The 17,353-nt window shown below is 65.7% G+C and carries 21 protein-coding genes and 1 tRNA gene; 5 read left to right on the top strand and 17 right to left on the bottom strand.

All coding sequences use genetic code 11. From position 1 onward, the window contains the following. Positions 1–5 precede the first annotated feature (5 nt). From pheS to QWG60_RS07960, 7 genes are all read right to left on the bottom strand, one after another. Positions 6–1,025, bottom strand: a complete 1,020-nt coding sequence (gene pheS, locus QWG60_RS07990; RefSeq protein WP_035595842.1) for a phenylalanine--tRNA ligase subunit alpha — start codon at positions 1,023–1,025, stop codon at positions 6–8. A 131-nt stretch (positions 1,026–1,156) separates the two neighbouring features. Continuing rightward, complete coding sequence (gene rplT, locus QWG60_RS07985; protein WP_146907515.1) at positions 1,157–1,510, bottom strand: 50S ribosomal protein L20; 354 nt, start codon at positions 1,508–1,510, stop codon at positions 1,157–1,159. Between the two features lie 37 nt (positions 1,511–1,547). After that, positions 1,548–1,742: a 50S ribosomal protein L35 gene (gene rpmI, locus QWG60_RS07980; protein ID WP_035595839.1), complete on the bottom strand. Its 195-nt coding sequence runs from the start codon at positions 1,740–1,742 to the stop codon at positions 1,548–1,550. An 86-nt stretch (positions 1,743–1,828) separates the two neighbouring features. Next, positions 1,829–2,368: a translation initiation factor IF-3 gene (infC, locus tag QWG60_RS07975; RefSeq protein WP_081945830.1), complete on the bottom strand. Its 540-nt coding sequence runs from the start codon at positions 2,366–2,368 to the stop codon at positions 1,829–1,831. 34 nt (positions 2,369–2,402) lie between these two features. Then, positions 2,403–4,301 (bottom strand): threonine--tRNA ligase, encoded by a 1,899-nt coding sequence (thrS, locus tag QWG60_RS07970; protein WP_046078744.1) that lies wholly within the window; start codon positions 4,299–4,301, stop codon positions 2,403–2,405. Positions 4,302–4,533: 232 nt separating this feature from the next. Further along, the gene (locus tag QWG60_RS07965) at positions 4,534–5,349 is read right to left on the bottom strand and encodes an OmpA family protein (protein ID WP_046078745.1); all 816 of its coding nucleotides are present in this window, start codon (positions 5,347–5,349) and stop codon (positions 4,534–4,536) included. Positions 5,350–5,612: 263 nt separating this feature from the next. Further along, entirely contained in the window at positions 5,613–6,080 is a 468-nt protein-coding gene (locus QWG60_RS07960) for a DUF2489 domain-containing protein (protein ID WP_035595832.1), read from the bottom strand. 98 nt (positions 6,081–6,178) lie between these two features. On the opposite strand from QWG60_RS07960, the gene QWG60_RS07955 reads away from it, so the two are divergent. Beyond that, the gene (locus QWG60_RS07955) at positions 6,179–7,618 is read left to right on the top strand and encodes an SLC13 family permease (RefSeq protein WP_107181962.1); all 1,440 of its coding nucleotides are present in this window, start codon (positions 6,179–6,181) and stop codon (positions 7,616–7,618) included. Here QWG60_RS07955 and QWG60_RS07950 read toward each other — a convergent pair. From QWG60_RS07950 to QWG60_RS07940, 3 genes are all read right to left on the bottom strand, one after another. Further along, the gene (locus QWG60_RS07950; protein WP_107181963.1) at positions 7,591–8,655 is read right to left on the bottom strand and encodes a COX15/CtaA family protein; all 1,065 of its coding nucleotides are present in this window, start codon (positions 8,653–8,655) and stop codon (positions 7,591–7,593) included. The two genes, QWG60_RS07955 and QWG60_RS07950, sit on opposite strands and share 28 nt — an antisense overlap. Before the next feature lie 62 nt (positions 8,656–8,717). Further along, complete coding sequence (locus QWG60_RS07945) at positions 8,718–9,260, bottom strand: hypothetical protein (protein WP_107181964.1); 543 nt, start codon at positions 9,258–9,260, stop codon at positions 8,718–8,720. Between the two features lie 4 nt (positions 9,261–9,264). Continuing rightward, on the bottom strand, positions 9,265–9,921 hold the full coding sequence (locus QWG60_RS07940; protein WP_307725194.1) for an SURF1 family protein: 657 nt from the start codon (positions 9,919–9,921) through the stop codon (positions 9,265–9,267). A 91-nt stretch (positions 9,922–10,012) separates the two neighbouring features. Between QWG60_RS07940 and QWG60_RS07935 the strand changes: the two genes are divergently transcribed. Then, positions 10,013–10,207: a DUF2909 family protein gene (locus QWG60_RS07935; protein ID WP_107182149.1), complete on the top strand. Its 195-nt coding sequence runs from the start codon at positions 10,013–10,015 to the stop codon at positions 10,205–10,207. Positions 10,208–10,256: 49 nt separating this feature from the next. Here QWG60_RS07935 and QWG60_RS07930 read toward each other — a convergent pair whose 3' ends face one another. From QWG60_RS07930 to QWG60_RS07915, 4 genes are all read right to left on the bottom strand, one after another. Next, positions 10,257–11,120 carry a cytochrome c oxidase subunit 3 gene (locus QWG60_RS07930; protein WP_107181966.1) on the bottom strand — a complete coding sequence of 288 codons (864 nt, stop codon included), beginning with the start codon at positions 11,118–11,120 and terminating at the stop codon, positions 10,257–10,259. Positions 11,121–11,146: 26 nt separating this feature from the next. Then, a complete protein-coding gene (gene ctaD / locus QWG60_RS07925) occupies positions 11,147–12,778 on the bottom strand; it encodes a cytochrome c oxidase subunit I (RefSeq protein ID WP_035595820.1) in 1,632 nt (543 codons plus the stop codon). 62 nt (positions 12,779–12,840) lie between these two features. Continuing rightward, a complete protein-coding gene (gene coxB / locus QWG60_RS07920) occupies positions 12,841–13,935 on the bottom strand; it encodes a cytochrome c oxidase subunit II (protein WP_246124614.1) in 1,095 nt (364 codons plus the stop codon). A gap of 153 nt (positions 13,936–14,088) precedes the next feature. Next, positions 14,089–14,262 (bottom strand): DUF2970 domain-containing protein, encoded by a 174-nt coding sequence (locus tag QWG60_RS07915; RefSeq protein ID WP_082090853.1) that lies wholly within the window; start codon positions 14,260–14,262, stop codon positions 14,089–14,091. 203 nt (positions 14,263–14,465) lie between these two features. On the opposite strand from QWG60_RS07915, the gene QWG60_RS07910 reads away from it, so the two are divergent. Further along, positions 14,466–14,816: a hypothetical protein gene (locus tag QWG60_RS07910; RefSeq protein ID WP_146907522.1), complete on the top strand. Its 351-nt coding sequence runs from the start codon at positions 14,466–14,468 to the stop codon at positions 14,814–14,816. Positions 14,817–14,861: 45 nt separating this feature from the next. Here the strand turns inward: QWG60_RS07910 and QWG60_RS07905 are convergent, their stop codons facing one another. Both QWG60_RS07905 and QWG60_RS07900 read right to left on the bottom strand, forming a co-directional pair. Continuing rightward, positions 14,862–15,593, bottom strand: coding sequence for an LrgB family protein (locus QWG60_RS07905; RefSeq protein ID WP_146907524.1), 732 nt, complete (start codon positions 15,591–15,593; stop codon positions 14,862–14,864). Then, a complete protein-coding gene (locus tag QWG60_RS07900; RefSeq protein WP_035595812.1) occupies positions 15,590–15,952 on the bottom strand; it encodes a CidA/LrgA family protein in 363 nt (120 codons plus the stop codon). Before QWG60_RS07900 ends, QWG60_RS07905 begins: the two co-directional genes overlap by 4 nt. 185 nt (positions 15,953–16,137) lie before the next feature. On the opposite strand from QWG60_RS07900, the gene QWG60_RS07895 reads away from it, so the two are divergent. Continuing rightward, positions 16,138–16,214, top strand: a tRNA-Pro gene (locus tag QWG60_RS07895). A gap of 413 nt (positions 16,215–16,627) precedes the next feature. On the opposite strand, the gene QWG60_RS07890 is transcribed toward QWG60_RS07895, so the two are convergent. Continuing rightward, positions 16,628–16,837, bottom strand: a complete 210-nt coding sequence (locus QWG60_RS07890) for a hypothetical protein (RefSeq protein WP_046078752.1) — start codon at positions 16,835–16,837, stop codon at positions 16,628–16,630. A 97-nt stretch (positions 16,838–16,934) separates the two neighbouring features. Here QWG60_RS07890 and QWG60_RS07885 point away from each other — a divergent pair, with 97 nt between their 5' ends. Beyond that, positions 16,935–17,330, top strand: a complete 396-nt coding sequence (locus QWG60_RS07885; protein WP_311241431.1) for an amidohydrolase family protein — start codon at positions 16,935–16,937, stop codon at positions 17,328–17,330. Positions 17,331–17,353 lie beyond the last annotated feature (23 nt).

Raw genomic sequence — 17,353 nt, 5'->3', positions numbered from 1 at the left:
GTCGATCAGGCGAACTGCTTGAGGAAGCGCAGGTCGTTGTCGAAGAACAGCCGCAGGTCGTTGACGCCGTAGCGCAGCATGGCCAGGCGCTCGGCGCCCATGCCGAAGGCGAAGCCCTTGTAGCGCTCGCTGTCGATGCCGGCGTGGCGGAACACCTCGGGGTGCACCATGCCGCAGCCCATCACCTCGAGCCAGCCGGTGTGCGAGCACACGCGGCAGCCGTCGCCGCTGCACATCACGCACTCGATGTCGACCTCGGCGGAGGGCTCGGTGAACGGGAAGTAGGACGGGCGGAAACGGACCGAGAGGTCGTCACGCTCGAAGAAGGCGTGCAGGAAGTCCTCGACGGTGCCCTTGAGGTCGGAGAACCGCACGTCCTCGTCGACCAGCAACCCTTCCACCTGGTGGAACATGGGCGTGTGGGTCAGGTCCGAGTCGCTGCGATAGACGCGGCCCGGGCAGACGATGCGGATCGGCGGCTCCTGGTCCTTCATGGTGCGCACCTGGACCGGCGAGGTGTGGGTACGCAGCAGCCGGGTGGCGTCGAAATAGAAGGTATCGGCCATGCCCCGCGCCGGGTGATGGGCGGGAATGTTGAGGGCCTCGAAGTTGTGGTAGTCGTCCTCGATTTCCGGACCGACCGCCACGTCGAAGCCGACGCGGGTGAACAGTCCCTCGATGCGCTCCAGGGTGCGAGTCACCGGGTGCAGGCCGCCGCTGGGCTGGCCACGGCCGGGCAGGGTCACGTCGAGGCGCTCGGCGGCCAGACGCGCTTCCAATGCGGCCTTCTCCAGGGCCTGGCGGCGAGCATCGATCTCCTGGGACAGCGCCTGCTTGGCCTCGTTGATGCGCTCGCCGGCCGCCGGGCGCTCCTCGGGGGGCAGCTTGCCGAGGCCCTTGAGCAGCGCGGTGATCTCGCCCTTCTTGCCGAGGTAGCGCACTCGCAGCTCGTCCAGGGCGGCCATGCTCTCGGCGGCCTGAACGGCGTCGCGGGCCTCGGCGACCAGAGTGGGAAGGTGGTCCATCCGTTGTGCTCCGATGTCTTGATCAGGGGGTCACATGCCAAAAAAACAGGGGAAGAGCGGCTGCTCTTCCCCTGCGACGATCCGTGGCATGGCGCGCTCACGAGAAGCCCACCATGCCGTCACGAGATCACTTACTGGGCAGCCTTGGCCTTCTCGACGATAGCGGCAAAGGCAGCCTTTTCGTTGACGGCCAGATCGGCCAAGACCTTGCGGTCGATCTTGATGCCGGCCTTCTTCAGGCCACCGACGAAGCGGCTGTAGGACAGACCGTGCTGACGGGCACCGGCGTTGATACGCTGGATCCACAGGGCACGGAACTGACGCTTGCGCTGGCGACGGTCACGGTAGGCGTACTGACCGGCCTTGATGACGGCCTGCTTGGCAACGCGGAAGACGCGTGAACGGGCACCGTAGTAACCCTTGGCCTGGCTGAGAATCTTCTTGTGACGACGACGTGCGACGACACCACGCTTGACGCGAGTCATGGCTTACTCCTGACGTTTAAAAATGGTCTACCAAGGATTACAGGTTCGGCAGCATGCGCTGCACGAGCTGCTTGTCGGCGTCGTGGACCTGCTGCATACCACGCAGCTGACGCTTACGCTTGGTGGACTTCTTGGTCAGGATGTGGCTACGGAACGACTGCTTGTGCTTGAAGCCGTTGGCCGTCTTCTTGAAGCGCTTGGCAGCGCCGCTGTTGCTCTTGATTTTCGGCATGAGAATACACTCCGCTCGAGGTTTTTGAGAAAATCCGGGGCCAATGGCCGGCTAGATGCCGGCCATCCGTTTGACGGGCCGTCGGATCACTTCTTCTTGGGGGCAATGATCATGATCATCTGCCGCCCTTCCATCTTCGGGAAGGACTCCACGGTGCCGAGATCTTCGAGATCGGCGGCGATCCGTTCCATCAGTTTACGACCGAGGTCCTGATGGGCCATTTCGCGCCCGCGGAAGCGCAGCGTGACCTTGCCCTTGTCGCCACCTTCGAGGAAACGTGTCAGGTTCTTCATCTTGACCTGATAGTCGCCCTCGTCGGTGCCAGGCCGGAACTTGACTTCCTTGACCTGAATCTGCTTCTGCTTCTTCTTCTGTGCCGCCTTCTGCTTCTTCTGCTCGAAGACGAACTTGCCGTAATCCATGATCTTGCAGACGATCGGATCGGCATTGGAAATCTGGACCAGGTCCATACCGGCGGCTTCCGCGCGCTCCAGGGCATCGCGAGTCGGCATGACGCCGAGCTGCTCGCCGTCGCTGTCGATCAGGCGAACCTCATCTACGGTAATCCGCTCGTTCATCGGGGGCCGCTTGTCCTGCGGACGCCCTCTGGGGTTGCTTCGCTTGATGGTTCCGTCTCCACTTTAGTCTTGGAAGATGTCGTTATAACCGTTCGGCCAGCACCTTGTCGATGAAGGTCTCCACCGTCATGGTGCCGAGGTCTTCGCCGGTGCGGGTGCGCACCGCGATGGAATCGGCTTCGACTTCCTTATCTCCCACCACCAGGAGATAGGGGACCTTCTGCAACGTATGCTCGCGAATTTTAAAGCCGATCTTCTCGTTCCTCAAGTCCGCCTTGACGCGCATGCCGATTTTCTGCAAGCGGCGTTCGAGATTTTCGACGAAATCCCGCTGCGAATCGGTGATGTTGAGGATCACGGCCTGCTCCGGCGCGAGCCACAGCGGCATGGCCCCGGCGTAGTGCTCGATGAGGATGCCGAGGAAACGCTCGAAGGACCCAAGGATAGCACGGTGCAGCATCACCGGCGTCTTGCGATCGCCGTGCTCGTCGACGAACTGGGCGCCCAGGCGGCCCGGCAGGTTGAAGTCGAGCTGCAGGGTGCCGCACTGCCAGACGCGGTTCAGGCAGTCACGCAGCGAGAACTCGATCTTGGGCCCGTAGAAGGCGCCCTCGCCGGGCTGCAGGTCCCAGTCCAGGCCAGTGCTGTTCAGCGCGGCCTCGAGACCGGCCTCGGCGCGATCCCACAGCTCGGCCTCGCCCATGAAGTCATCCGGACGGGTGGACAGCTTGAGCTCGACGTCCTCGAAGCCCAGCTCCTTGTAGACCTGCAGCGTCAGCGCGATGAAGGCCTCGGCCTCGGACTGGATCTGCCCCTCGGTGCAGAAGATGTGCGCATCGTCCTGGGTGAAGCCACGCACGCGCATCAGGCCGTGCAGCGAGCCGGAGGGCTCGTTGCGGTGGCAGCTGCCGAACTCGGCCAGGCGCAGCGGCAGATCGCGGTAGCTCTTCAGGCCCTGGTTGAACACCTGCACATGGCAGGGGCAGTTCATCGGCTTGACCGCGTATTCGCGCTTTTCCGACTCGGTGGTGAACATCAGGTCGCTGTAGTGACCCCAGTGACCGGACGCCTTCCACAGCGAGAGATCGACCACCTGGGGCGTCTTGATCTCCTGATAGCCGTGCTCGATCTGCACCCGACGCATGTACTGCTCCAGCGCCTGGTACATGGTCCAGCCGTTGGGGTGCCAGAAGACCATGCCCGGGGCCTCTTCCTGCAAGTGGAAGAGATCCATCTTCTTGGCCAGCTTGCGGTGATCGCGCTTCTCGGCTTCCTCGAGACGCTTGAGGTAAGCCTTGAGCTGCTTCTTGTCGCCCCAGGCGGTGCCGTAGATGCGGGTCAGCATCGGGCGCTCGGCGTCGCCGCGCCAGTAGGCACCGGCCAGCTTGGTGAGCTTGAAGGCCTTGAGGTGACGCGTGTTCGGCACGTGCGGGCCGCGGCACATGTCGGTGTATTCCTGGTGATGGTAGAGACGAATGGTCTCGCCATCGGGAATCTCGCGCACGATCTCCTGCTTGTAGGGCTCGTCACGATGCAGGAAGGTCAGCATGGCCTTGTCGCGGTCGACGTACTCGCGCACCACGTCGTAGCCGGTGTCGATCAGCGCCTTCATGCGCTGCTCGATGGCCTCGAGGTCCTCGGGAGTCGCCGAGCGGCCGAAGTCGACGTCATAGTAGAAGCCGTCGTCGATCACCGGACCGATCGCCATCTTGGCATCGGGATAGAGCTGCTTTACCGCATGCCCGATCAGGTGGGCGCAGGAGTGGCGGATGATCTCCAGGCCGGCCTCGTCGCGCGCGGTGATGATGGCCACCTCGGCGTCACGGTCGATGACGTCCGCGGCGTCCACCAGCTCGCCGTCGATGCGGCCGGCCACGCAGGCCTTGGCCAGGCCGGTGCCGATGCTCTCGGCCACCTGCATCACGGTGAGCGGTTCGTCGTAGGTTCTCTGGCTGCCGTCCGGCAGGGTCACGATGGGCATGATGAAGAATTTCCTTGTGCGCAGTGGTGATCCATACCAGGGATCACATGCCGCCAGAAGAAGAATGGTCGTCGGAAGCGCTTACGAAAGCGCGCCTAGCCTAGCAGACGGCGCCGGCACGAGGCCATGCCGTCGCGGCGAAACATGTTGCCACAACGAAAAGAGGCGCCCGAAGGCGCCTCTTTCACTCTCGAGATGCCCCGGCAGGCCGGGGCGAGGGCTCAGTCGGAGATCACTCCCACTCGCCCAGCTCGACGCGACGGTTCTCGGCACGGCCGGCGTCGGTCTCGTTGGAGGCAACCGGCTGGGACTCGCCGTAGCCGATGGTACGCATGCGGTTGCGATCGACGCCCTGGGATGCCAGGTAGTCGGCCACGGAATCCGCACGGCGCTGAGACAGGTCCTGGTTGTAGGCTGCACTGCCCACGGCGTCGGTGTGACCTTCGATGCGAACGCGGACGTTCTCGTTGGCCACCAGCTTGTCGGCGACGTCGTCGAGGATGCCCTCGGCGCCCATGGTCAGGGTCGCGGAGTCGAACTCGAAGTTGACGTCACGCAGCACCAGGTCTTCCACGCAGCCCAGGGCGTTGACTTCGGCACCCGCCGGGGTACCCGGGCACTGGTCCTGGTAGTCCGGCACGCCGTCACCGTCGGAGTCCAGCGGGCAGCCCACGGCATCCACGGCCACGCCGGCCGGAGTGCCCGGGCACTGATCGTTGGCGTCGATCACGCCGTCACCGTCGGTGTCACGGGGTGCCGGCTCGGCCGCCTTGTTGGGCTCGGCGCACAGCAGGGCGCCGATGGTGGCGCCGGCAGTGCCGCCCAGGGCCGCACCGGTGTCCTCGTCGGATTCACTGGAGGAGGCATAGCCGATGCCGCCACCGATCAGACCACCGGCCAGACCGCAAACCGCCGGATGCTGGTACCAGGCACGATCGGAAGAGGCGCTGTCGCCCATGCCGGAAGATTGAGAAGCCGAGCTCGCGCAGCCGGAGAGGCCAACGACGAGAGCGGAACCGAGCAGCAAGCCAGTCGTAGATTTTTTCATGTAAGACTCCTTCTTCACACAAATCTGCATGGCCATCGTGGGGACGCCATCCAGGAGGTCCGATGGTACATAGCCAGCGGCAGCGAACAGCGTTCGCCTACATCGTTAAGAAAGCACGAAAATGTGGTTTCAGCCAGCAGAGACCGTGATATGACGCTGGCATCCTTCCGCATATGAGCCATTCACGGTGCGATGACAAGCTTGCCGAAGCTGACCGCGGGATGCAAACCATACGTTGTCAGCGATCGCCTACAAGATACGCATCAGTGAAGCGAACCGGGCCAGTCTCGGCGGAACTGCAGCACGGCGCCAGCCGCCTCGAGCACGGCCTCGCGCATCTCGTCCTCCACGGCCAGGCGCTCACGGTCCTCCTGGAAACGCGCCTTCGGCGTCAGTGCCTGGCGCGCGGAGTGCGTATGCAGGTGGCGGGTACGACCATGCACCTCACCGAAGGCGCGAAACTCCGGGCGCTCGACCAGGCTCGGGTCGAGGATGTCGAGCAGCGTCTTGCAGCGCCAGGCACCCTCGGTGATATCGACCTGCTTCTGCTGCAGGGCCGCGGCCACCAGCTCCAGGTTCTCCAGGCAGTTCTCATGAGCGCGACGCAGCTCATCCTCGCGGAAGGCCCGGCGGCGGCGCACCTCGCGCCACAGTGTCACGGCATAGGCCGCCAGGCCGGCCACGATGGCCAGGGCAATGCCCAGCAGGATCAGCGCGGTAGTAAGGGACATGCAGACTCCCGGAAACATCGAAGGGTAAGGACACGCATTTTATACTCTGCCCCGCACGGCCCCAATCCCCCCAGGGCCTTCACGGCAAGGAGCCAGGCATGAGCGATTCGGAAAGTCCCCCCACCACCGCGGCCCGCATCGGGCTGATCCTCGGCCCGCTGTGGCTGTTGATGACGCTGACACTGCCGCCGCCTGGCGGCATGAACGAGAGCGCCTGGGCCTGCGCCGGGCTGGCGCTGCTGATGGCCACCTGGTGGTCGACCGAGGCGATCCCGATTCCCGCCACCTCGCTGGTGCCGCTGGTGCTGATCCCGGCCTTGGGTCTCGGCGACATCAAGCAGGCCGCCGCGAGCTACGCCAACCCGATCATCTATCTGTTCCTGGGCGGTTTCCTGCTCGGCATCGCCATGCAGCGCTGGAACCTGCATCGACGCATCGCATTGCACGTGCTGCGCGTGGTTGGCCACGAGCCACGCCGCCAGATCGGCGGCTTCATGCTGGCCACCGGCTTTCTCAGCATGTGGGTCTCCAATACCGCCACGGCGATCATGATGCTGCCCATCGGCATGTCGGTGATCAGCCTGCTGGACGACAGCGACCCCGACGAGCTCGCCCGCTACGCGACCGCCCTGCTGCTGGCCATCGCCTACTCCGCCAGCATCGGCGGCATCGCCACCCTGATCGGCACCCCGCCCAACGCGCTGCTGGCCGGCTATCTGGCCGACAGCCGCGGCATCGACCTCGGCTTCGCCCAGTGGATGCTGGTCGGCCTGCCGGTCAGCGTGACGATGATGGCATGCGCCTGGTGGTGGCTGACACGCCGCCGCTTCCATCTGGCGGGCGGCGAAGACAGCGCCGGCATGGTGCGCCGCGAGCTGGCGAAGCTTGGCCGCACCAGCGCCGCCGAGCGTCGGGTCGGCCTGATCTTCCTGCTGGCCGCCCTCGCCTGGGTGTGTCGCCCGCTGCTCAACCAAGCCGGCCTCGACTGGCTGTCGGACACCGGCATTGCCATCGCCGCCGGCATCGCGCTGTTTCTGGCGCCCTCGGGTGACGGCAGCGGCGAGCGGCTGATGACCTGGGACGCGGCCCAGTCGCTGCCCTGGGGCATCCTGCTGCTGTTCGGCGGCGGCCTGACCCTGGCCGGCGCCATCAGCCGCTCGGGACTCGCCGAGTGGATCGCCCAGCGCCTCGAGATCTTCGGCGCCTTTCCGCTGCTGGTCCTGATCGGGGTGGTGGTGCTGGTCATCATCTTCCTCACCGAGGTGACCTCCAACACCGCCACCGCGGCCGCCTTCCTGCCGCTGCTCGGCGCGCTGGCCGTGTCGCTGGGTATCTCGCCGCTGCTGATCACCGTGCCCGCCGCCATCGCCGCGAGCTGCGCCTTCATGATGCCGGTGGCCACGCCACCCAACGCCATCGTGTTCGCCACCGGGCACCTGCGCATCCAGTCGATGATCCGCGCCGGCTTCGCCCTCAACCTGATCGGCACCCTGCTGGTCAGCCTGCTGGCCTATCCGCTGGTGACGCTGTTCTGGTAGGCCGAAAGAGCGCTGGCCGACGCCACCTGCGGCACCGGCCAGCGCCATCGCCACGCCGCCAGGGCCAGGCTGGCCACCAGGCAGACGGCGCCCGCCGTATGCAGCAGCGCCAGCCACAGCGGCAGCCACAGCAGCACGTTGGCCACGCCCAGGGCCGCCTGGGCCAGGCCGGTGCCGACCGCCAGCGCCAGCCACGGACGCATCTGTCGCTCACCGCGGTAGCGCCAGCCAAGCGCCATCAGGCAGGCCAGTAGTGCCGCGGCCCCGAGGCGGTGGCCCACCTGGATGGCGCTGCGCGCCTCGGCGTGCAGCTGGCCGTAGAGATAGCTGGGCCCCACCGCCTGGGTCAGATGAAAGCCCTCCCCCCAGTCCAGCGCCTCGACCCAGCGGCCATTGCAGGAAGGGAACCCCTGGCAGGCGATACCGGCGTAATTGCTCGAAGTCCAGCCGCCCAGCGCCAGCTGCAGCACCAGTGCCAGCAACGTCACCCGCCACAGCGACGTCAGGCGGCGGGGTCGCATGACCGCAGGAGCGCCAAACGCCAGACGGCGCAGCCGCAGGTGCAGCCACAGGAAGATCGCCATCACCGAGAGACCACCCAGCAGGTGCAGGGTCACCACCTGGGGCCACAGCTTGAAGGTCACGGTGAAGGCGCCGAAGGCGCCCTGAACCGCGAGCACGACCAGCAGCCCCAGCGTCAATCGCCAGGGATAGCCGTCGTGGCGGCGGCGCAGGCCAAGCCCGCGCCATGCCAGCAGCAGCGCCATGATCACCAGCCCCGCCGCCAGATAGCGATGCAGCATTTCCATCCAGGCCTTGGTCGCCTCGAGCGGCAGATGGGGGCTATGCGCCAGGGCCCGCTCGGCATCGGGCACCAGCGGTGCACCATAGCAACCCGGCCAGTCGGGACAGCCGAGACCGGCATCCATCAGCCGGGTCGCCGCTCCGGCCAGCACCACCAGGGCGCAGAGCCCGGTACCGGCCAGGCTCAGTCGCAGAACGCTTCGCCATGCCGGAGACGTCTGGGAGAGTCGCATCGCCATCCTCCTTGCTCACTGTCCGCCACTGCTCACTGCAACGCTACGAACCTCCTTCTCGCTCACTCCGCATGGAGTCTCGCCATGGGCGGCTCCGGATTGCGTTCGAGCAGCAGCTCGAGGTCCTCGAGCACCTGTGCCGTCTCGACATCCGGCGCATAGGCCAGCACCGCGCGACCGTCGGGATCGAACACCCACAGGCGGCCCGGCGAGCGCCAGGCTGCCGCCTGTGTCCAGTCAGCCGCCGCTGCCCCCGGCAGCACCTCGCCACTGCCCCCCAGACGCAGGCGGCTGATGCGATGGGCATCGCGCCCCAGCGCCCGGTGCAGGCGCCACCAGCGATCGGCCTGGGCGTCGCAAGCCGCCGGACAGTCGAAGGCCAGTACCCAGTCATCCTCACCCTGCTTGGCCACCTCATCGAGGGGCCAGGCCTCCAGCGCCGGCAGGTCCGGGGTCAGCTGACCGTGGGCGATACGGCCCTCGGGGATGCCCAGTCGCCACTCGACCATGCCCCAGGCCACGGCCATGGGCAGCAGGAACACCGCAAACAGCGCCAGCAGCTTGAGCCGCGACGAGACGGAGGCAACGGCAGCATCGTGGGGCATCGGCTCACTCCTCGGGATCAGGCTTCACGTCCACAGACGACGAACGACCATCGCGTATCAGGCGCCGGCCGCCCAGCCACATCACCACCAGCGCGGCCAGGGCCAGCCCCCACCACTGCAGGGCATAGGCCTGGTGGCGCTCCGGCGGCAGTACCGTGGGCGTCCACCAGGATTCGAGCCGCCCGGGGCCCGTCTCTAGATGCAGCCAGCCGTCATGGGCAAATTCGTCGAGCGACGGCCAGGCCGAGAGCGTCATGCGCTGCAGCCGTCGCCCCTCGCGATTGGGACCGAACAGCGGCGCGCTATCTCCGGCGAGCTGCCAGCGTCCGCCGATCGTCACCGTGCCCTCGGGCGTGGTCACCGTAGGCGTCTCCCGACGGGGGCCGGTGGCCAGGAAGCCACGCTCCACCAGCCACAGCCGCCCTTTCTCGTCACGCAGCGGCGTCAGGGCCGCCACGCCCAGCCGATTGCCGTGAGTGCGATTGTCGAGAAACAGCGTCTCGTCGCCGAGATACTCGCCGCTCAGGGTCAAGCGTGCCCCGTCCGGCGGCAATACGGTGGGATTCTCGAGCTCGGGTGCCGTCTCATGGCGGAACAGCAGCTCTCGCTTGTCGGCAGCCCGCTGCCACTGCCATAGTCCCAGTCCCAGTCCGAGCGCCACCACCAGGCTCCAGCACAGGAGCCAGAGTCCCAGGCGGCGCCCCCTGCCACGTACGGCGGCCCGGAGGGCGGACGCTTTCACGGAGTGTGAGATGCTATTCAAGACCCTGATCGCCCTCGTTTTCCTGGCCATGGTGGCGAGCCTTGTCGCCGGCGCCGGGTTCCTGATCAAGGACGGGGGCCGCTCGCGGCGCGTCCTCGTCTCCCTCAAGCTGCGCGTCGTGCTGGCGACGCTGCTGCTGGTCCTGCTCTTCTATGGCTTTCATGTCGGCCACCTAGACGGCTGACTGGCTCGGGACACGCCCTCGGAACACACGCATTCAGAAACACAGGCACTCAGAACACATAGACGAAGGTGAACAGCCCGATCCATACCACGTCGACGAAGTGCCAGTACCAGGCCGCCGCCTCGAAGCCGAAGTGGTCGTCCCGGCTGAAATGCCCTCGCGACACCCGCACCAGGATGGCAATCAGGATGATGGTGCCGATGATCACGTGCAGGCCGTGGAAACCGGTCATCAGGAAGAAGGTGGCGCCGTAGATACCCGCCTGCAGGGTGAGACCGTAGTGGGCGTAGGCCTCGTAGTACTCGACCCCCTGGATGACGATGAAACACAGCCCGAGCAGCACGGTTCCGGCCAGCCAGTGTCGCGCCGTGGTGCGATAGCCTTCCTTGAGTGCTTCGTGGGCCACCGTCAGGGTGATGCTGGAACCGACCAGGATCAGGGTATTCACCAGCGGCAACTGCCAGGGCGACAGCACCGCACGGGGCCCTTCGATGCCCTCGCCGGGGGGCTCGAGCAACGGCCAGGAGGCGGTGAAGTCGGGCCACAGCAGGGCTGCCACGCCCTTGGCACCTTCCCCGTCCAGCCATGGCAGCGCGAAGGTGCGTACGTAGAACAACGTGCCGAAGAAGGCCGCGAAGAACATCACCTCCGAGAAGATGAACCAGCCCATGCCCCAGCGGAAGGAGCGATCCATCTGGGCGTCGTATAACCCGCTGCGCGACTCGCGGATGACATCACGGAACCACAGCGTCATCACCCCCAGCACGGCCAGCAGGCCGACCACCATCACCGGCATGCCGGCCACCCCGAAGACCAGCAGGGTGCCGGTGCCGACCATCATCGCGCCGAGTGCCAGCGACGCCAGCACCGGCCACTTGCTCGACGCGGGCACGTAGTAGCTTCCACCGCTCATGTTCGACCTCCTCCGCCGGAGCCGGCTCAGTGACGCCGCGGCTCGAAATCGGGTGGCGTCTCGAAGGTGTGCAGCGGCGCCGGACTCGGCACCGTCCATTCCAGGTCCTCGGCGCCATCCCAGGCGCAGGCCGGCGCCTTCTCGCCGCCGCGCACGCACATCACCACCACCACCACGAACAGCAGCTGGGACAGCCCGAACAGGAAGGCGCCGATGCTGGTGATCATGTTGAAGTCGGCGAACTGCAGCGCGTAGTCGGGGATCCGTCTCGGCATCCCGGCCAGCCCGGCGAAATGCATGGGGAAGAAGGTCAGGTTGACGCCGATCACCGAGAGCCAGAAGTGCCACTGGGACAGCCGCAGGTGCGGATAGTGGCCGGTCCACTTGGGCAGCCAGTAGTAGACGCCGGCCATGATCGCGAACACCGCGCCGGGCACCAGCACGTAGTGGAAATGCGCGACCACGAAGTAGGTGTCGTGATACTGGAAGTCCGCCGGGGAGATCGCCAGCATCAGCCCCGAGAAGCCGCCGATGGTGAACAGCACCACGAAGGCCAGGGCGAACAGCATCGGCGGCTCGAAGGTGATCGAGCCGCGGAACAGCGTGGTCACCCAGTTGAAGACCTTCACCCCGGTCGGCACCGCGATCAGCATGGTGCTGTACATGAAGAACAGCTCGGCCACCAGCGGCAGGCCCACCGTGAACATGTGGTGCGCCCAGACCAGGAACGACAGGATGGCGATGGAGGCCGTGGCATAGACCATGGAGGCGTAGCCGAACAGCGGCTTGCGCGCGAAGGTCGGGATGATCACCGAGACGATACCGAAGGCCGGGAGGATCATGATGTAGACCTCCGGATGGCCGAAGAACCAGAACAGGTGCTGGAACAGCACCGGGTCGCCACCGCCGGCGGCATCGAAGAAGCTGGTGCCGAAGTTGATGTCCAGCAGCATCATGGTGATCACCCCGGCCAGCACCGGCATCACCGCGATCAGCAGGAAGGCGGTGATCAGCCAGGTCCACACGAACAGCGACATGTCCATCAGCCGCATGCCCGGCGCTCGCAGATTGAGAATGGTGGCGATGATGTTGATCGCCCCGAGGATCGAGCTGATGCCCGCCAGGTGCAGCGAGAGGATGAAGAAGGTGGTGGACGGCGGCGAATAGGTGGTGGACAGCGGCGCGTAGGAGGTCCAGCCGAAGTTGGGCGCCCCGCCGGGCATGAAGAAGGTCGACAGCAGCAGTGAGAAGGCCACCGGCAGCAGCCAGAAGCTGAAGTTGTTGAGCCGCGGCAGCGCCATGTCCGGTGCGCCGATCTGCAACGGCACCATCCAGTTGGCCAGCCCGACAAAGGCCGGCATCACCGCGCCGAAGATCATGATCAGCCCGTGCATGGTGGTCATCTGGTTGAAGAACTCGGGTTCGACCAGTTGCAGCCCCGGCTGGAACAGCTCGGCGCGGACGACCATGGCGAACAGGCCGCCGATGAAGAACATCGCCAGCGACAGCAGCATGTAGAGCGTGCCGATGTCCTTGTGGTTGGTGGTCAGCAGCCAGCGCTTGAGCCCCCCCGGCGGCGAGTGCGGCTCGGCGGCCACCCCCGCGGAGGCGGGCTGGCTGTGCTGCGTGGTCGACTTGGGAGGCAGGTGCGAAGCCATCGTGGTTCCCCCTGGTTGGCGCCCCGAGGACGCGCCCGTCGAAAGAAGTACCGCCACCGTGTCTAGTCGGCGAGCCGCTCGGCGATCGCCGAGGGCTGAACGCTGTCGCCGGCCTCGTTGCCCCAGGCGTTGCGCTCGTAGGTGATCACGGCGGCGATCTCCGCCGGATCCAGCGTGTTGGCGAAGCCCGGCATGGCGCTGCCCGCGATGCCATCGATCACCGTCTCGATGTGTCGCTCACGGTCATCCAGCAGCGCCTGGTTGCCGGCCAGGGCCGGGAACACCGGTGGGTTGCCACTGCCATCGGGCTGGTGACAGGACGCGCAGATGGTGCCGTAGACCTGCTCGCCGCGCGCCATCAGTTCCTCCATGGCCCACTCCCGATCGAGCCCCATGGCGGCCTCGGCGGCCTCTGCCTGGCGCTCGGCCAGCCAGGCATCGAAACGTTCGGGCTCCACCGCCTCGACGACGACCGGCATGAAACCGTGGTCGCGGCCACATAGCTCGGCGCACTGGCCGCGGTAGATGCCCGGCTCGTTGATGCGTACCCAGTTCTCGTTGACGAAGCCCGGAATGGCATCCTGCTTGACGCCGAGTTCCGGGACCCACCAGGAATGGATCACGTCATCGGAGGTCAGCAGCAGGCGCACCTTGCGGTCGACCGGCAGTACCAGCGGCCGGTCGACCTCGAGCAGATAGTGCTCGCCCTTGGCCTGCTGGCCGGCGATCTGCTCGCGCGGAGTCGCCAGGCTGGAGAGGAAGGCAACCTCATCGTCGCGGTATTCGTAGCGCCAGCGCCACTGCTGGCCGGTGATCATCACCTCCATGTCGGCCTCGGAGGAGTCGTACATCGACTTGAGCGTGGCCGTCGCAGGCACCGCCATCGCCACCAGGATCAGCAGTGGCACGACCGTCCAGATCACCTCGACCGTGGTGTGCTCGTGGAAACGCGCGGGTTGGGCGCCGCGGGAGCGGCGATAGCGAAAGAGCGAATAGAAGAGCGCTCCGAAGACAACGATGCCGATGACCACGCATATCCAGAAGATGGCCATGTGCAGACCATGGATATCACGGCTCAGATCGGTGACCCCGACTGGCATGTTCCAGCCGTTGGCCAACGCCGCCGTGGCCGGCATGACCAGGACGGCCCCGCTCATCGTCCAAACGAGCCGCTTGCGCATCCGCATCGCCCCCTCCTGAACGTCGACGTGCATCCACCACGCCTGGATCGAGTATAGGTTCCCGCTGCTCGCTGACCGCGAGGCCAGTGCCCTGTTCACCAACGAGCCCTTCAACGCAGCCGGGATCCCTCAGCGAGCCGCCAGCATCGCCACCACGGCGATCAGCACCACCAGCGCGGCGGCAAGCAGCACACCCGCGACGATAAAGGGCCCCGCCCCGCCACGGGAGAAATCTTCCTTGCGCCTCGCCTCCTTCTGTACACCGAAGAAGGCTGCCAGTACCGATGAGATGACGCGCCACATGGACATGCCCTCCGATCGACTCGTCCCTAGACCGTAGACCAGGGATCGCCGATATGCGCACTCCCTGATCCGCATCAAGTGGAAAAAGGAAAGCCCGGCCATGAACCTCGACCGGGCCAGGAGCGCCTATACTTCGAACATGGCAGCGACTGTCGCGGACGGCGCTGCACCATCCTGTCACCGTGCGATTCGGGAGGTTCGAGATGACCCAGTCAACGGGAGACACCCCCCATGTGTTCCCGCCCGCCAGCGAGGCCATGCTGCAGTGGTGGAACCCGCAGCTGATCCAGGGCCCGATGCCCCTGGTACGGATGCAGTTCGCCTGGCTGGAGAGTCTGGCGGAGGCCATGCAGTTCGAGGCCAAGTGCCTGCGCGCCCTGGCCGAGAGCGGCGAGCGCATGGCCGGCTGCTACCGCGAAGAGGCGGATCCCCAGGCGCTGCAAGCGTGCTATCAGCGGCTCATGCAGGACGTTGCCCGGACACATTGGCAGCGGCTCGAGAAAGTCACCGAACTCTCCGAGGACTTCCGCAAGCGCCTGTGGGAAGAGATCTGAACGGCCAGCCGAACGGGCACCCCTCCGGTGCCCATGTCTTTTGGCTCAGCCCAGCCCCAGCAGATGCACCAGCGGCGGCAGCAGGAAGGCCGTCAGCAACCCGGTGATCCCCATCGCCAGCCCCGAGAAGGCGCCGGCCACCGCGCCGAGGCGAGCAAACGCCTGGGCGGTGCCGAACCCATGTGCCGACAGCCCCATGGCGAAGCCCTGTATCGCCGGGTCCTGGATACGCAGCAAGCGGAAGATCACCGGCCCCAGCGCACAGCCGATGGCGCCGGTCAGCAGCACCAGTCCGGCCGCCAGTGAAGGTATGCCGCCAATCTGCTCGGCGATGCCCATGGCGATGGGCGACGTCACCGACCGCGGCGCGAGCGACATCAGGGTCTCATGTCGGGCCCCCAGCACCAGCGCCAGTCCCAGGGTGCTGGCGACCGCGGTCACGATGCCGGTCACACAGGCCAACACCAGCGGCACCAGCAGGCGACGGACGCGCTCGCGATGGTCATAAAGCGGGATGGCCAGCGCTACCGTCGCCGGCCCCAGCAGGAAGTGGATGAACTGTGCACCCTCGAAATAGGTGGCGTAATCCATGTCGAGCAGCAGCAGGCTGCCGATCAGCAGGACGATCGACAGCATCACCGGATGCAACAGCGGCGTGCCACCCAGCGCCTTGTTGATCCTCACCGCGAGGGCGAAAGCCCCCAGGGTCAGCAACAGCGACAGCAGCGGATTGCCGGACAGATAGACCCACAGCTGGTCCAGACGCGCGACGTTCATCCGCGACCTCCCTTGCCGAGCCGCCCCTGGAGGCGCGACAGCACCCAGGCCGTGACGCCCAGCGTCAGTGCGGTGGAGACGACCAGCGTCAGCAGAATCGGCAGGATGTCCCGACCGATCAGCGCCCCGTGCACCATCACCCCGACGCCGGCCGGCACGAACAGCAGCGTCAGGTAACGCAGCAGGCCCTCGCCGGAGGTTCGCAGGCTATCGGGCACCTTGCCACGCACCAGCAGGGCCACCAGCAGGATCACCATGCCAAGCACGGGCCCGGGGATCGGTACCGCCAGCCCCCGCGCCAGCAGCTCACCCAACATCTGGCACGCCAGCAGCATGCTCATCCCCAATATCAGCGGCATCGTCGTTCTCCCTGTCCGTGTCCCCCTATTCTACAAAGCGCGTGGCGCGAGGGCAGTTCTCCAAGCGGGGAGCCAACCTTTTGAAAAAAAGCGCAAAAAGGACTTTTCATTTCCGGGGGAGCGAGGTAATATACGCCTCGTTCTCGGGGGACGCGCCCAACGGCGACAAGCCCAAACGAGAACGTCGGAGCGTGGCGCAGCTTGGTAGCGCGTTGCAATGGGGTTGCAAAGGTCGCTGGTTCGAATCCAGTCGCTCCGACCATGAACATCAGGAGAAACGGTCACTTAGCTCATCAGAGCGGTGGCCGTTTTTTCGTTGCTGGGCATCCAAGTGTAACCGCGCGGCGCCTTTGGCATTTTATTGCGCCCTAATTGGCACTGGCGGAAAAAGAGAAGCAGAAGCGGCATAGCGCCACCTTTGGCACAAGCAGCTAAACCACCATAGGTCCTCGCCTACTGGATGGCGGGCGCTTCTTTTTGCCCGCGAGGTACTTGCAAGAAGGACACCTGTACCAGTACTCGTCCTCAGTCATGACTGAAACGCGTTTGTCTTCCTTGCACACGGGGCAGATGACGTGCGCGGGCTCGTCGCTGGTGATGTGCTCATCTTTGAGAGGCATGACTATGTCACCAGTTGGGGTGCGCTCTAGACGTAAGCGCTCGAACCGCGCTTCCTTAGCCAACTCCTCCTTCAATTGCCTGTTCTTCCTCCACCAGTTCCTGCTGCTGGACGACCATCGATAGCAGGTCTGTCTGTACAGTGGTCAGCTTTTCCATGATCTCGCTTACCGCCGCGTCGAGCTGTGCCTGGCTATGAACATCCTTGGCCGCTCTGGCGGCGTCGAGCGCCGTTTTGATGGCTGTAACAGCTGCTCCGACTTCCATCCCCACCTCCTAGTCTCGGGTCAGTGCCTTCCCATTCTACCTGTCGGCTCCCACCACGACGCCCCGGTGGCATTTCCCGACAGCATGCGAATCCTCGATGCCACGCTCACCCGACGCACACTCCGGCGACATCCTCGGCCCTAGCCAACGGGTCGATGTGATGACGGCCCTCAAGGCGATGACGATCTGGCCCGCCTGGCAGCAGTTCGAGGAGGCCGACAAGGGCAGTATCGTCCCCGGCAAGCGTGCCGATTTCGTGATCCTCTCCGGCGACCGACTGCCGTCGATCCCGAGACCCTCGATCAGCTGCAGGTACTGGCGACCATCAATGACGGCGACGTCATCTACGAGGCACCGCAAGACGAGAGCCTTGCGAGGCCCTACCGGCCGCGCTGTCGACCGATCAGGGAACCGCCGAGCGGCTCCTGCATGCCATGAGCGAGGGGTTCGGCGCCGAGGCGAGCCGGTGACGTGCGGCATGCCCCGCCACTGAGGCGTCAGCGGCGGCCGAGCGCC

The sequence above is a fragment of the Halomonas halophila genome, assembly GCF_030406665.1.
GTDB lineage: Bacteria > Pseudomonadota > Gammaproteobacteria > Pseudomonadales > Halomonadaceae > Halomonas > Halomonas halophila.
This window is presented reverse-complemented; position numbering and strand designations above follow the sequence as displayed.